Source organism: Streptomyces sp. NPDC092370, assembly GCF_044755265.1.
GTDB lineage: Bacteria > Actinomycetota > Actinomycetes > Streptomycetales > Streptomycetaceae > Streptomyces.
The window spans coordinates 351,535-365,973 of the sequence record NZ_JBIVQO010000008.1 but is presented as its reverse complement, the minus strand read 5'-3'; the positions used below and the strand labels follow the sequence as shown (position 1 = coordinate 365,973).

The following is a 14,439-nucleotide window of genomic DNA, read 5'->3' as shown; positions in this document are numbered from 1 at the left end:
GGGCTGCCGCGCGGGCAGACCATCGGGCGCGCGAGCAGACCATCAGGCACGCGGGCAGGGCTGCCGCGCGGGCAGACCATCGGGCGCGCGAGCAGTCCGTCAGGCACGCGGGCAGGGCTGTCGCGCGTGCAGACCATCGGGCGCGCGAGCAGGCCGTCAGGCGGGGCGGACCGGTGAGCGCGGAGGCGGGGCGGACCGGTGAGCGCGGAGGCGGGGACTAAGGCGCCGGTGCGGAAGGGGCCGTGCGTACGAAGAGCAGAAGGTCACGCCGAGCAGGAGAGCACGACGGGCTCATGGCACGACGGTCGAAGACCGCGGACAGGGCGATGGGTCCGCCCCCGTTCGGGGAGCGGACCCATCGATGTGCACTACGGCGTCGTTCAGCCGGTGAAGGCTGTACTCAGTTGCCGAGAATGGCGCGCGCCAGCTTGGCGGTCTCGGTCGGGGTCTTGCCCACCTTGACGCCGGCGGCCTCGAGGGCCTCCTTCTTCGCGGCGGCCGTGCCCGAGGAGCCGGAGACGATGGCGCCGGCGTGGCCCATGGTCTTGCCCTCGGGCGCGGTGAAGCCCGCGACGTAGCCGACGACCGGCTTCTTCACGTTCTCCTTGATGAAGGCCGCGGCCCGCTCCTCGGCGTCGCCGCCGATCTCACCGATCATGACGATCAGGTCGGTGTCGGGGTCGGCCTCGAACGCGGCGAGGGCGTCGATGTGGGTCGTCCCGATGACCGGGTCGCCACCGATGCCGACGGCGGAGGAGAAGCCGATGTCGCGCAGCTCGTACATCATCTGGTACGTCAGCGTGCCGGACTTCGAGACCAGGCCGATGCGGCCCGGCTTGGTGATGTCGCCCGGGATGATGCCGGCGTTGGACTGGCCCGGCGTGATGAGACCGGGGCAGTTCGGGCCGATGATCCGGGTCTTGTTGCCCTTGGACACGGCGTAGGCGTAGAACGCGGCCGAGTCGTGGACCGCGATGCCCTCGGTGATGACGACCGCGAGCGGGATCTCGGCGTCGATGGCCTCGACGACGGCGGCCTTGGCGAAGGCCGGCGGGACGAAGAGCACGGACACGTTCGCGCCCGTCTTCTCGATCGCCTCGGCGACCGTACCGAAGACCGGGATGTCGTTGCCGTCGATGTCGACGGACGTGCCGGCCTTGCGGGGGTTCACGCCACCGACGATGTTGGTGCCGTCGGCCAGCATGAGCTTGGTGTGCTTCATGCCCGTGGCACCGGTCATGCCCTGGACGATGACCTTGCTGTCCTTGTTGAGGAAGATAGCCATGGCTGTTTAGTCCCTCGTCCCTTACTTCGCAGCCGCGAGCTCGGCGGCCTTGTCGGCCGCGCCGTCCATGGTGTCCACGCGCTGGACCAGCGGGTGGTTGGCGTCGGAGAGGATCTTGCGACCCAGCTCGGCGTTGTTGCCGTCCAGACGGACGACGAGGGGCTTGGTGACGTCCTCGCCCTTGTCCTTCAGCAGCTGCAGCGCCTGGACGATGCCGTTGGCGACCTCGTCGCAGGCGGTGATGCCGCCGAAGACGTTGACGAAGACGGACTTGACGTCCGGGTCGCCGAGGATGATCTCCAGGCCGTTCGCCATGACGGCGGCGGAGGCGCCACCGCCGATGTCGAGGAAGTTGGCGGGCTTGACGCCACCGTGCGCCTCACCGGCGTACGCGACGACGTCCAAGGTGCTCATGACGAGACCCGCGCCGTTGCCGATGATGCCGACCTCGCCGTCGAGCTTGACGTAGTTGAGGTTCTTCGCCTTGGCGGCGGCCTCGAGCGGGTTGGCCGCGTCCTTGTCCTGGAGGGCCTCGTGCTCCGGCTGACGGAACTCGGCGTTCTCGTCCAGGGAGACCTTGCCGTCCAGGGCGATGACGTCACCGGAGGCGACCTTGGCCAGCGGGTTGACCTCGACGAGGAGGGCGTCCTCCTTGATGAAGGTGTCCCACAGCTTGACGAGGACGTTCACGACCTTGTCGGCGACCTCGGCCGGGAACTTGGCGGCCGCGACGATCTCGCGGGCCTTGGCCTCGGTGACACCCTCGTTGGCGTCGATCGGCGTCTTGGCGACGGCGTCGGGGCGGGTGGCCGCCACCTCCTCGATCTCCATGCCGCCCTCGACGGAGGCGATGGAGAGGAAGGTGCGGTTGGCACGGTCCAGGAGGAAGGAGACGTAGTACTCCTCCACGATCTCCGGGGCCGTCTCGGCGATCATCACCTTGTGGACCGTGTGGCCCTTGATGTCCATGCCGAGGATGTTGGTCGCGTGCTCGACCGCCTCGTCGGGGGTGGCGGCGAGCTTGACGCCACCGGCCTTGCCACGGCCGCCGACCTTCACCTGGGCCTTGACGACGGACTTGCCACCGAGGCGCTCGGTGGCTGCGCGGGCCGCCTCAGGCGTGTCGATGACTTCACCGGCCAGCACCGGTACATCGTGCTTGGCGAAGAGGTCCCTCGCCTGGTACTCGAACAGGTCCACGCGCTTCCGTCCCTATCAGTGATCTCGCGGTTCGTTGTCTGCGTGGGCGTGCCGCGAGGGCAACGTGACGTCCGCTGTCTGTCACAAGGGAGGCGCACACGGTGTCCGAGCGCGCGGCATGTCCGTCTCGCAGGTTATCGCTGCTTGCGGGGGGCCTCTAAATCGAGGGTCACACCTGAGCGGTGATACCTGTCACATGATGCCGTGCTCTCTGGCACGGCGTGCCGGGGGTGAGGGGCCTCACCGGGCTGGGGTTGACCCGGTGAGGCCCGCCGGACACCTCCGGAGGAGCGCCGAGGCCCTGTTCAGGACCCGGCTCTCCGGGGTGCGGGCCGGGTGGTCCCCGCCCCGACGGGGACCATCCGGCCCTTTTCCACGAGGTTTCGGTCCCGGACAACCGACGGCTTTCGGCCGTCCGGGCGTGAGGCCTCGTGAAGCACTTGGGAGAAGGCCGCCGTGAGCGCCCCCGGCCGGGTCTGCGGCAAGCCGCCCGGGCGATCCGCCGGTACTAGCCGGGGAAGAGGGGGCTGTCCCGTTGACCGCCCATGGCGCCGGCCACGTGGGTGCGGGCCACGGCACCGGGCACGAGCCTGAGCGACGCCCGGCGGCCCGGGGTGACGGCATGGGCGTCGCCGTGACGCGACGAGCCGCTGTCGGCCATGACCCGATTCCCGAGCACGCCCTCGGGACGGCCGTCCGACGGGTGACCGGCCGGGGCAGGCCCGGGGTACGTGGAGGGACTGGCCGGGCGGGGGTGACGTGAGTGGCTCGGACGGCCGGGGTGACCCGCTGGTCGGACGTGGTGGGCGCGGGTGGCGTACGGCCCGCTGCCCTGACCGCCGGCGCCCAGCGCCGTGATCCGCTTCGGGAGAACGGCTCCTCGCGCCGCCGTCCCTTCCGGTTGCGGAGCAGCCATGACCGTGGCGGGGAGAGGGTGGCCCGGTGGTGCCCACTGGCCGGGCAGCGGGGGGAGCCCGGGCAGATGGCCCGGTGGTGCCCACTGCCCGGGCAGCGGAGGGAGCCCGGGCGCTCCGGGCGGCCCTGCGTGCTCGCCGGGCGGGACGGGGAGGGCCGGCAGCGCGGCTGATCCGAGCGGTCCGGGCAGGTCCGGCAGCGGTTGCAGGTCCGGCCGCCCGGACGAGGCGGGCAGCACCGACACGGCAGGAAGCCCGGGCTTGCCGCGCGGCCCCGGCTTGCCCGACAACCCGGCCAGCAGCAGCGCCACATGGAGCGCGTGTCGCCCGGCCGCTGTGCGCGGCATGTGCGACGCGGCGCCGGGCAGGGCTGCTGACCAGATCAAGTGGGGGCTTCCTCCCGTGCGACGGAAGCGGTACCGCCCGGCCGGCATCACGCACGGCCGAGCAGGCGCCGATCCTCGCACGGGAGTACGGAGGTTGCGCAAGCCCTTACCCACCGACGGGCCGTCATGTCCGCTCCGCCGCCGCACGCCGGACGACTATGCATGGACAAGGCGCCATCCGCCCCTCACGCGCAGCCCCTTAGGCGTAACACCTCACGCTGAGCCCTTTCCCGGAACCCTCACGCGGAGCCCTCACGCGGAGCCCTTCCAAGCCGAGCTCTTCACGCCGCGTCCGGTATCGGCAACGGCCGCTTCTCGATCGCCGCCGCCATCACCTCGGGGAACAGATCGGGCGTGCACGCGAACGCCGGTGCCCCCAGCGCCGCCAGCGCCGCCGCGTGCTCCCGGTCGTACGCAGGTGCCCCCTCGTCCGAGAGCGCCAGCAGCGTCACGAACTGCACGCCCGAGGCCTTCATGGCGGAGACCCGCTTGAGCATCTCGTTGCGGATGCCGCCTTCGTAGAGGTCGCTGATCAGCACGACCACCGTCTCCGCGGGCCGGGTGATCTGCGACTGGCAGTACGCGAGCGCCCGGTTGATGTCCGTGCCACCGCCGAGCTGCGTGCCGAACAGCACGTCGACCGGGTCGTCCAGCTGGTCCGTGAGGTCGACGACCGCCGTGTCGAAGACGACGAGTCGCGTGGAGATCGTCCGCATCGAGGCGAGCACCGCCCCGAACACCGATGCGTAGACAACGGATGCCGCCATGGATCCCGACTGATCGATACAGAGGATGACCTCCTTCTTCGTGCTACGGGCCGCCCGCCCGTAGCCGATGAGCCGTTCCGGCACGATGGTTCGGTACTCGGGCAGGTAGTGCTTGAGGTTGGCCGCGATCGTGCGGTTCCAGTCGATGTCGTGGTGGCGGGGCCGGCTGATGCGGGCGCTGCGGTTCAACGCGCCGGTGAGGGTGGCCCGGGTGCGGGTGGCGAGCTGCTTCTCCAGGTCCTCGACGACCTTGCGCACGACGGCCCGGGCCGTCTCCTTCGTCGTCTCCGGCATCGCCTTGTTGAGTGAAAGGAGCGTGCCGACGAGGTGCACGTCGGCCTCCACCGCCTCCAGCATCTCCGGCTCCAGCAGCAGCGTGGCGAGTCCGAGCCGGTCGATGGCGTCGCGCTGCATGACCTGCACGACGGAGGACGGGAAATAGGTGCGGATGTCTCCGAGCCAGCGGGCCACGGACGGTGCCGACGCCCCGAGCCCCGCCGAACGGTCCCGGCCGCCCTGTGACGCGCCGTCCTTCCTGCCGTAGAGCGCGGTGAGCGCCCCGTCCATCGCCGCGTCCTGCCCGGACAGGGCGCAGCCGGTGCCGTCCGCCGCGTCGCCTCCGAGCACCAGCCGCCACCGCCGCAGCCGCTCCTGAGCCGGGTCCGTCGTCCGGGACGTCATCCCCGTCCTCCCTTGCGAGGCCGTTCCCACAGCGGGATCACCGGCACGGCCGTCGCCGGCCGCCCTTCCGCCCGGAGCCCGCCCGTCACGGTGTCCGCGGTGTCCCCTCCCTCCGGTGTCCTCGCCCGCTCCGTCAGTGTCTGGGTCGTCATCCCGTCACCCCCGCCAGGTCGTTGCCGGTGTTCTCGTCCACTTCGTCCAGCCCGAGCAGCAGCCGCACGACCGGCAGCACGGCGTCCGCGCGCGCCGGGTCGAGCTCGGCCGCGAAGCCGGGTGTCGCTGCGCCGGTGACGGTCGCGCCGCCTCCGGCTCCCGGTCCGCGTCGGACCAGTTCACCGATGGTCCGGCGCACGCCGGGCTCGTACGCCGAGAACGTCCGCCGCAGCAGGGGCAGTACGTCCGTGAAGGCCTCGGCCGGCACGCCGGTCAGCCACGCGTCGACCAGCCCGAGCAGCCGTTCGTCGTGCAGCAGGAGCATCCCGCCCCCCGAGCCCCCTCCGACGAACCCCTCGATCCACGCGGCGGCGTCCGCGGGCGGTGTGCCGGGGGACAGGACGAGTCCCATCAGCAGCGCCGCCTCGTCCTGTGCCAGCTCCCCGTCGTCGAGCAGGAGCCGCACGGCCCGCCCCCGGATCACGCCGGGCACGGTGTCCCGCCCGGACAGCACCCGCAGCACCGCCTGCCAACGGCCTCTCAGGTGTCCGTGTCCCTCCGCGGGGGCGTCCCCCAGGAGCCCGACGGCTCCGTGCACCGCGTCCACATGGCCTCGCATCTCCTCGGCGGCGTCCGCGTCGAGCGCGGCGCAGGCGGGGGGCAGTCCGACGAAGACCCGCTCGGCGAGTCCCGCCGCGACCTCCGCCAGGGCGCCGGTGTCCGTGCCGCGCACGTCGCCGTAGCGCAGGGAGCGGACCAGGGCCGGGAGTGCCTGGGCGAGATGGCCGACGTCGGTGTCGAGGGCCGCCCGGTCGGCGAGGACCCGCATCACGGTGGGCAGCGCGTCGGGCAGTCCGGCCAGCAGGCAGCGCTCGGCCAGCCCCGTGACGTCGGCGAGGCTCTCCGCGGTGACGGCTTCCCCCTCCGCCCTGGCCGTCGCGGCGGACAGGACGGTCGTCCCCCACACCCCGGCCTCGGCGACCCGCACGGCCAGCTCGGGCTCCCAGCGCAGCCGCCACGTCTCCCGGAAGGTGCCCGTGCTGCCCCGAGAGGCGGCCGGTTCGCCCCACACGATGCCGAGCAGCCGCAGCCGGTGCAGCAGCCTGCTGCGGGCGGCGTCGTTCTCCTTGCGCAGGTCGAGCTCGACCTCCCGCTCCAGCGCCTCCGGCTTCAGCCGCAGCCGGCGTTGCAAACGGGTGAGATCCCGCTGCAACGGCACGGCCGGCGCCGACGGCGGCACTCGTCCCAGCACGTCCCCGACGACGAGCCGGTCCCGCACCAGTGCCAGCGGCACGTCCGAGCCCTCGCACATCACCGCCCGCACCGCGTCGGTCGTCTCGCTCAGGCCGGGCAGCGGACGGCCGCGCATCGCCGCCAGGGTCTCGGCCAGCCGCACCGCCTCGATGACGTGCGCGGAGGAGACGATCCGGTCCTCGGCGCGCAGCAGCCCCGCCACCTTGGTCAGCCACCGCTCGACCGGCCGGTCCGGGGCGGTGAACAAGTGCCCGTACCAGCCCGGCGAGTCGATGCCGGCCCCGTACCCGCTGTCCCGGGACAACCGGCGGTGGGTCCACGGCACCCAGGTCATGTCCGTCTTGACCTTGGGCAGCCCCTTCAGCAGCGCCTTGTCGGCGGCGACGGTGGTCTTCTGCCGCAGGGCGGGAACGTGCCAGGCTCCGCAGACGACCGCCACGGCGTCCTCGAACTCCCGCTGGGCGGAGCGCACCTGGAGCCGCATGTACGCCTCCCGCACGAGGTCCCGGTCGTGTCCCCCGCTGCCGTAGGTCTCCCGCAGCGCGGTCATGGCCTCCTCGAGCGCGGTGAACGGCGCGAGCGCGTCGCCCGCTCCCGCGCTCCGGTGTTCCACAACGTCCTCCCACCACCGCTCCGGGTCGTCGTAACCGGCGGTTTCGGCGAGCACTCCGAGCGGATCGATCCGCAGGTCGGCCGGGCCGGGGGCGTCGTCCCCGTCCGTCACCTTCTCGGCATCCAGGGGCCGTTCGCCCTCCACCGCCGCCTCGTTCTCCGGCAGCCCCCGGGCCAGCGTGTGGGTGGCGGGCAGGTCGATGAAGCGGGCCGGTACGTCGTGTTCCAGGGCCCAGCGGAGGGCGACCCACTCCGGGGAGAACTCGGCCAGCGGCCAGAATGCCGACCGGCCGGGCTCGTCCACGGCGTGGGCGAGCAGGGCGACCGGCGGACGCATGTCCTGATCTGCGGCGAGCGGGACCAGCGCGTCGGCCTCGGGTGGCCCCTCGATCAGCACGACCCGCGGCCGGACCTCCTCCAGCGCCGCCCGCACCGCCCGCGCGGATCCGGGCCCGTGATGCCGCACTCCGAGCAGCACCGGCCCCGCCCCGGCCTCCTGGCCGACGGCCCTTTCCACACCGGTCACTTCATCCCCCTCCCGTTCCGCATGCCCGGTCCGAACCCGTCGGCGACCACCGCCCCCACCGTCCGGGGCCAGCGCCGCGCGTCACTCACACGCTCACCTCGCGGCAGGCCCGGTAGAAGTCCTTCCAGCCGTCGCGCTCGCGGACGACCGTCTCCAGGTACTCCTGCCAGATGACGCGGTCCGCCGCCGGGTCGCGGACCACCGCGCCGAGGATGCCCGCGGCGACATCGCCCGGCCGCAGCACGCCGTCGCCGAAGTGGGCTGCCAGGGCCAGGCCGTTGGTGACGACGGAGATCGCCTCGGCCGTGGACAGCGTGCCACTGGGCGACTTCAGCTTTGTCCGGCCGTCGGCCGTGACGCCGTCGCGCAGCTCACGGAAGACCGTGACGACCCGTCGGATCTCGTCGAGGCCCTCGGGCGCGGCCGGCAGGTCGAGGGAGCGGCCGATCTGGTCGACGCGCCGCGAGACGATGTCGACCTCGGCCTCGGGGCTCTCCGGCAGCGGCAGCACCACGGTGTTGAAGCGGCGGCGCAGGGCGCTGGACAGGTCGTTGACCCCGCGGTCGCGGTCGTTGGCCGTGGCGATCAGGTTGAAGCCACCAACCGCCTGCACCTCCTGGCCCAGTTCCGGTATCGGCAGCGTCTTCTCCGAAAGGATCGTGATGAGCGTGTCCTGCACGTCGGCCGGGATCCGGGTCAGCTCCTCCACGCGGGCCGTCATGCCCTCCGCCATGGCCCGCATGACGGGGCTGGGCACGAGGGCGTCGCGGCTCGGGCCGTGGGCGAGCAGCTGCGCGTAGTTCCAGCCGTAGCGGATGGCCTCCTCCGGGGTGCCGGCGGTGCCCTGCACCAGCAGCGTGGAGTCACCGCTGACCGCCGCCGCCAGATGCTCGGACACCCAGGTCTTCGCCGTGCCCGGCACGCCGAGCAGGAGCAGGGCGCGGTCGGTGGCGAGCGTGGTGACGGCGACCTCGACGATGCGGCGCGGACCGACGTACTTGGGGCTGATCACCGTGCCGTCCGGCAGGGCGCCTCCGAGCAGGTAGGTCGCGACGGCCCAGGGCGACAGCTTCCAGCGGGCCGGGCGCGGACGGTCGTCCTGGGCGGCCAGCGCGGCGAGTTCATGGGCGAAGGCGTCCTCCGCGTGCGGTCGCAACGCCTGGGCCGCGTTCGTCTCCCCCGCTTCGACGGACGTCGGCTCAACGGACACAGTCATGGCAAAGTCCCCCTCCAGCTCGGCCGGTTCGGATCTGGCGCCAACGTTGCACCACCCCACTGACAATGCGTTCCGACCTGCGAAAACATCCCACCGGGGGCGTTCGCGGACCCGATTGTCAGTGGTGGGATCTACCTTCGATGGCATGACTCAGCAGGGGGTGCGCTGGACGGCGGACCAGGTGCTGGCACTGGCACCTGACGCCGCATCACGCAAAGCGGGAAGCAAACTCGGCGTGGCGGGGCCGTGGTCCGAGGCGGGGAGTTCCGACGAGGGGGCGGTGTGGGGGCTGTGCAAGGGCAGCGGAAGCAAGCCGTATCAGACGGTCGTGGACATCGCGGACGCCGCCGGGCCCGCGTACAAGTGCAGTTGTCCGAGCCGCAAGTTCCCGTGCAAGCACGCGCTCGGGCTGCTGCTGCTCTGGGCCGGCGACGACGCGGCGGTGCCGCCGGGGCGGGCGCCGGAGTGGGCCGGGCAGTGGATGGCGGGGCGGCGCAAGCGCGTGGAGGAGAAGAAGGCCGGGGACGGCTCCGGTGCGCCGTCCGGGTCCGCTGATCCGGAGGCGGCGCGGCGCCGGGCGGAGCGCCGGGCCGAGCGGGTCACGGCGGGCGCCGTGGAGCTGGAGCAGCGTCTGAAGGATCTGCTGCGGGGCGGCCTGGCGACGGCGGAGCAGGCGGGGTACGGCCTGTGGGAGGAGACGGCGGCCCGCATGGTCGACGCCCAGGCCCAAGGTCTGGCCGGCAGAGTGCGGGAGTTGGGAGCGATCCCGGCGACGGGGCCTGGCTGGCCGGTGCGGTTGCTGGAGGAGTGTGCGCTGCTGCATCTCCTCGGTCAGGGCTGGTTGCGCCGCGAGCGGCTCCCGGACTGCCTCGCCGCCACGGTCCGCTCCCGGATCGGGCTCCCGGCCTCCGCGGACGGCCCGCCGCTGCGGGACCGCTGGCTGGTCCTCGCGCAGTACGACACGACGGACTCGCGTCTGACGACCCGCCGGATCTGGCTGCACGGCGCCGATTCGCGCCGGACGGTGCTGCTCCTCTCCTATGGCGCCGCCGGACGCGCCCCGGAGCTGGCACTGCCGGTGGGGCTGGCCCTGGAGGCGGAGGTGTCCGCGTACCCGGGCGCCGGGCGACTGCGGGTGGCTCTGGGCGAACAGTTCGCCCCACCCGCGCCCGCGGCGATACGTCCGCCGGGGATGACGACGTCCCAGGCGCTGGCCCGTTACGGCGACGCCCTGCGCGAGGACCCGTGGCTGGAGTCCGTCCCGGTGACGCTGGACCGGGTCGTCCCGGCGCCGGACGGCGGCTCTTGGCAACTGGCGGACGCCGACGAGGACGCGGCGTTGCCGATCACTCGCGCCGCGCGTTCGCGGCCGGGCCTGTGGCGGCTGGTCGCCCTGTCGGGCGGGGCCCCGGTCAGGGTGTTCGGCGAATGCGGCCACCAGGGCTTCACGCCGCTGACGGCTTGGTCCGAGGGGCCGGGCGAGGCGGTCGCCCTCTGCTGAGCCGACGGCACCGGCCCCGGCACGAGTACCAGTACCCAGCGCCCAACACCAGTACCGGCACCGGCACCGGCAAGTCATCGGCCCCGGCCCCACCCGGCCGCTGGGCCCGGCGCACGCATCCCACACATCCACGAATCTTTCAGGCATCGCGGGACAACCGATAAGGGCGAGCCTTCAACCACCGGGTGCCCCGCGGAAAGGAAGCTCATGACCAGGACCTCCGCTCCTGTGGACGCGCCCGGCGCGGACGCCTGGGAGGGGCTCGTCACCACCGCGCTGCTGGGCACCGACCGGCGCACCCCGCCGGGCAGCGCTCCCGGCCCGGACGCACCCGTGGCCCTGCTGGACGCGGCGGCCGTGCAGACCGTGCGGCGACGGGCCGGTCTGCGCCCGGCGCGGGCGGCCGAGCGGCCGCAGCCGGCTCCGGAGGACGCGCGTCCGGCCCTGCCGCCGGCGGCCGCCCGCAGACTCGAGATGCTGTTGGCCGACCGGCCCGGCCCGTCCGGCGGTGGCCGGCGGGGCGCCGCACCCGACCTGGTGGAGCTGCTGCCGCAATGGCTCGCGGTGGCGAACGCCCGTGGTTTTGCACCGCCTCCGCAGGTGCTTCCGGCGCTGCTGGACGCGGCCCGGGGGCGTACCGACCTGCGCCCGGCGGCACTGGAGTTCGCGGGGCCGCGGGCCCTGTGGCTGGCGCGGCTCAACCCGGACTGGCGCTTCGCCCTGCGCGCGACCCCGGGCGGCGGAGCGGCCCTGCCACGGCCCGAGGACGACGACAGGATCCAGCGGCTGTGGCAGGAGGGCCTGTTCGCCGAGCGGGTCGCCCTGCTGTCCGCGCTGCGCTCCCGTGAACCGGCCGCCGCACGCGACCTGCTGACGACGAGCTGGGCGACGGAACGGGCCGAGGACCGGCTGATGTTCCTCGACTCCCTGCGCGCGGGCCTGGGCCCGGACGACGAGCCGTTCCTGGAGCAGGCCCTGGCCGACCGCAGCCGTAACGTCCGGGCGACGGCGGCGGAGCTGCTGTCGTCCCTGCCGGGTTCGGCGCTCGCCGCACGCATGGCGGTCCGGGCGGAAGCCTGCGTCGCCATCGACCACATGCTGACCGCGCCGCCGTCGGGGACCGGCGGCGAGAAGGACGGACCGGGGGGAGCCGCGCAGAACACCCCGACGATCGTCGTCGAGGCGCCGCACGAGTGCGATGCGGCCATGGAGCGCGACGGCGTCGTGGCGAAGGCCCCGGCGGGACGGGGAGAACGGTCCTGGTGGCTGGGCCAGTTGGTGGAGGCGGCACCGCTCGGAACCTGGTCACGGCGGCTCGGCGGGCGTACGCCCCGGGAGATCGTGGCGCTCCCGGTGGCGGACGACTGGCAGGGCGAGCTGCACGCCGCGTGGTGCCGGGCGGCGGTGCGCCAGGAGGACGCCGAGTGGGCACGCGCACTGCTCGGCGAGCCGTCGGCGCCGGAGGCGGGCGGCCCGGGGGCGGTGTCACTGGCCGAACGCTCCAGGCTGCTCGGGACGCTGGGCGCCACGGAACGGGCCGAGTGGGTGGCCGGCTTCATCGCCACGCACGGCCTGTCCGAGGCCTTCCAACTGCTCGGGGTGTGCGCGGTGCCCTGGGCCGCGCCGCTCGGTGGGGCCGTGGTGGACGCGCTCAACATCGCTCGGGACGCGGGGAGCTATCCATGGAGTTTCAGCGGGGTCATGGGCCTGGCCGAGCGCTGCCTCGACCCGTCCGAAGGCGCCCGGCTCGACGCCCTGCTGGCCGTGCCGGACGAACCGGAGAACGCGTCCCCGGGAGCGGGCGGCTACTGGGCGGAGGCCTTCCAGCGTCTGGTCACGACACTGCGTCTGCGTGCGGCGATGGCCGAGGAGCTGGGAGCGGCCTGACTCCTGCCCGTCCGTCCGGCGACGGCCGCCCACCAGCAGCCGACCGCTGCCGAGCGTGCCGACGGCCGGAACAGCCGGAACAGCCGGAACCAACGGAACAGCCGCAACGAACGGGACGACCGCCAACGGCGGCCGTCCCGCCGAAAGGTCTCACCCCAAGCGAGGAGGCTCCGACTCCGGCCCCGGCTGGACATGGCGACCCCGGCCGGGCCGCCGGAGGCCTACGCTTCGGCGGGCTGGCGCGCGTTGGTCCGCACCCAGTCCACGATCGACGCCGTCGTCGCGCCCGGAGTGAAGATCTCCGCGACGCCCTTCTCCTTCAACAGGGGAATGTCCGCCTCGGGAATGATCCCGCCGCCGAAGACCAGGATGTCCTGCGCGTCCCGCTCCTTGAGCAGGTCGATCACGGCCGCGAAGAGCGTGTTGTGCGCCCCGGAGAGGATGGACAGCCCGATCGCGTCGGCATCCTCCTGGAGCGCCGTGTCGACGATCTGCTCGGGAGTCTGGTGGAGCCCGGTGTAGATGACCTCCATACCGGCGTCGCGCAGGGCCCGCGCGATCACCTTGGCCCCGCGATCGTGGCCGTCGAGCCCCGGCTTGGCCACCACGACGCGGATCGGACCGGCTGCCACACCCATCACTGCCTCCATGAAGCGACTACATCCATCCGTACCGACAAGTACCGCACACATCGGGCAAGCCGCACACGCCGCACCGCACGGACACCCCACCCCGAACCGTCCGGGCAAGTGAACGCACGTTATCTCCAGCATCCCGCAACCGGCAGTTTCGCGGCGCATACCGAGGGGGAAATCACATGGTGGGACAAGCGCAAGGGGAGCCGCATCGAGGTTGCCGTACCGCCGCGCCGTCCACCACACACAGCGGCGGTCAGGTGCTTCGGCGAAGGCACGCAGGGCAAGCACCGCACGTACAGCACGCAGGGCAGACACGGCACACCAGCGGGGAACCTCGTCACCCCACCGATCGGGGACCTCCGTCGCACCTCCGGCGTCACACACGCCACACGCCGCGATCCAACCCCGCAGCTCACGCGGCTCACGCCGCTCTTGCGGTCATCGCCGGCCGTCTTCGCAGCCGCTTCCCACGAGGGCACACGGGGGGCGGAGCCGTCCTCCGGCGTGCCGACAGGAGGTCGGCCATGAAGGTCACCAGGGCTGCTCTGCCCTTTCTGCCGCTCTGCGAGCGCCTGCTGCCGAGCAGGATGGCGGGACTCCCCCTGGCCCTGGTGAAGGCCACCGCCCTGGAGCTCGCGATCCTGGCCGGGCATCTCCTCCTCTACCCGTCGGGCATCACCCAGGAGCGACGCGCCCCCGTTCCGGCACTGCCCACGGACGGCGCCGCCCAACTGCCCACGCGGGCCAAGCCCCCGGTCGTCCTGCTGCACGGCTTCATCGACAACCGCTCGGTCTTCGTCCTGCTGCGCCGCAGCCTCGCCCAGCACGGCAGGCAGCGGATCGAGTCGCTCAACTACTCGCCGCTGACCTGCGACATCCGCGCCGCGGCCGAGTTGTTCGGCCGGCACATCGAGGAGATCTGCGAGCGCACCGGCTCCCCGCAGGTCGATGTCGTCGGGCACAGCCTCGGCGGTCTGATAGCGCGTTACTACGTACAGCGCCTCGGCGGCGACCAGCGCGTGCGGACCCTTGTCACGCTCGGCACGCCGCACGCGGGAACCCGAGTGATGCCCCTGGCGAACGCGCACCCCATCGTGCGCCAGATGCGCCCCGGCTCATCGGTGCTCGATGAGCTCGCTCTGCCCGCCCCTGACTGCCGTACGCACTTCGTCAGCTTCTGGAGCGACCTGGACCATGTGATGGACCCGGTGGAGACGGCCCGCATCGACCATCCCGACCTGACGGCGGAGAACGTACGCGTGACCGGCATCGGCCATCTCGCCCTGCCCGTGCACCCCGCCGTCGCCAACGGCATTCGGCAGGTCCTCGACACGGCCCACCCGGGTGAACCGGCCGCCGAACACCCCGGCGGCCTGACGGTCGCCTGAGACTCGCCACACAGCGGGCACACAACGCCGA

Annotated in this window: 10 protein-coding genes; 3 read left to right on the top strand and 7 right to left on the bottom strand. The window is 72.8% G+C overall.

Features of this window, described 5'->3' with window-relative positions; all coding sequences use genetic code 11:
• Positions 1–400: 400 nt before the first annotated feature.
• The 6 genes from sucD to ACIQHQ_RS25230 all read right to left on the bottom strand — a co-directional run bounded on the left by sucD (position 401) and on the right by ACIQHQ_RS25230 (position 8,994).
• On the bottom strand, positions 401–1,285 hold the full coding sequence (sucD, locus tag ACIQHQ_RS25255) for a succinate--CoA ligase subunit alpha (RefSeq protein WP_053674592.1): 885 nt from the start codon (positions 1,283–1,285) through the stop codon (positions 401–403).
• Positions 1,286–1,306: 21 nt separating this feature from the next.
• The gene (gene sucC / locus ACIQHQ_RS25250) at positions 1,307–2,485 is read right to left on the bottom strand and encodes an ADP-forming succinate--CoA ligase subunit beta (protein WP_402615317.1); all 1,179 of its coding nucleotides are present in this window, start codon (positions 2,483–2,485) and stop codon (positions 1,307–1,309) included.
• A gap of 508 nt (positions 2,486–2,993) precedes the next feature.
• Entirely contained in the window at positions 2,994–3,785 is a 792-nt protein-coding gene (locus tag ACIQHQ_RS25245; RefSeq protein ID WP_402615314.1) for a hypothetical protein, read from the bottom strand.
• 281 nt (positions 3,786–4,066) lie between these two features.
• Entirely contained in the window at positions 4,067–5,233 is a 1,167-nt protein-coding gene (locus ACIQHQ_RS25240; RefSeq protein WP_402615312.1) for a VWA domain-containing protein, read from the bottom strand.
• 148 nt (positions 5,234–5,381) lie between these two features.
• On the bottom strand, positions 5,382–7,778 hold the full coding sequence (locus ACIQHQ_RS25235) for a DUF5682 family protein (protein ID WP_402615309.1): 2,397 nt from the start codon (positions 7,776–7,778) through the stop codon (positions 5,382–5,384).
• 85 nt (positions 7,779–7,863) lie between these two features.
• Entirely contained in the window at positions 7,864–8,994 is a 1,131-nt protein-coding gene (locus ACIQHQ_RS25230; RefSeq protein ID WP_402615306.1) for an AAA family ATPase, read from the bottom strand.
• Between the two features lie 145 nt (positions 8,995–9,139).
• Between ACIQHQ_RS25230 and ACIQHQ_RS25225 the strand changes: the two genes are divergently transcribed.
• Complete coding sequence (locus ACIQHQ_RS25225; protein ID WP_402615303.1) at positions 9,140–10,495, top strand: SWIM zinc finger family protein; 1,356 nt, start codon at positions 9,140–9,142, stop codon at positions 10,493–10,495.
• A gap of 207 nt (positions 10,496–10,702) precedes the next feature.
• Positions 10,703–12,382, top strand: coding sequence for a DUF5691 domain-containing protein (locus ACIQHQ_RS25220; RefSeq protein WP_402615300.1), 1,680 nt, complete (start codon positions 10,703–10,705; stop codon positions 12,380–12,382).
• 221 nt (positions 12,383–12,603) lie between these two features.
• Here ACIQHQ_RS25220 and ACIQHQ_RS25215 read toward each other — a convergent pair whose 3' ends face one another.
• The gene (locus tag ACIQHQ_RS25215; RefSeq protein WP_402615299.1) at positions 12,604–13,020 is read right to left on the bottom strand and encodes a cobalamin B12-binding domain-containing protein; all 417 of its coding nucleotides are present in this window, start codon (positions 13,018–13,020) and stop codon (positions 12,604–12,606) included.
• 524 nt (positions 13,021–13,544) lie between these two features.
• On the opposite strand from ACIQHQ_RS25215, the gene ACIQHQ_RS25210 reads away from it, so the two are divergent.
• The gene (locus tag ACIQHQ_RS25210) at positions 13,545–14,408 is read left to right on the top strand and encodes an esterase/lipase family protein (RefSeq protein ID WP_402615296.1); all 864 of its coding nucleotides are present in this window, start codon (positions 13,545–13,547) and stop codon (positions 14,406–14,408) included.
• Positions 14,409–14,439: the final 31 nt, after the last annotated feature.

Bases quoted from the DNA above. Each gene is read 5' to 3' on its own strand.
- sucD (WP_053674592.1), bottom strand. From the start codon at position 1,285: ATGGCTATCTTCCTCAACAAGGACAGCAAGGTCATCGTCCAGGGCATG.
- ACIQHQ_RS25240 (WP_402615312.1), bottom strand. From the start codon at position 5,233: ATGACGTCCCGGACGACGGACCCGGCTCAGGAGCGGCTGCGGCGGTGG.
- ACIQHQ_RS25230 (WP_402615306.1), bottom strand. From the start codon at position 8,994: ATGACTGTGTCCGTTGAGCCGACGTCCGTCGAAGCGGGGGAGACGAAC.
- ACIQHQ_RS25225 (WP_402615303.1), top strand. From the start codon at position 9,140: ATGACTCAGCAGGGGGTGCGCTGGACGGCGGACCAGGTGCTGGCACTG.
- ACIQHQ_RS25220 (WP_402615300.1), top strand. From the start codon at position 10,703: ATGACCAGGACCTCCGCTCCTGTGGACGCGCCCGGCGCGGACGCCTGG.
- ACIQHQ_RS25215 (WP_402615299.1), bottom strand. From the start codon at position 13,020: ATGGGTGTGGCAGCCGGTCCGATCCGCGTCGTGGTGGCCAAGCCGGGG.
- ACIQHQ_RS25210 (WP_402615296.1), top strand. From the start codon at position 13,545: ATGAAGGTCACCAGGGCTGCTCTGCCCTTTCTGCCGCTCTGCGAGCGC.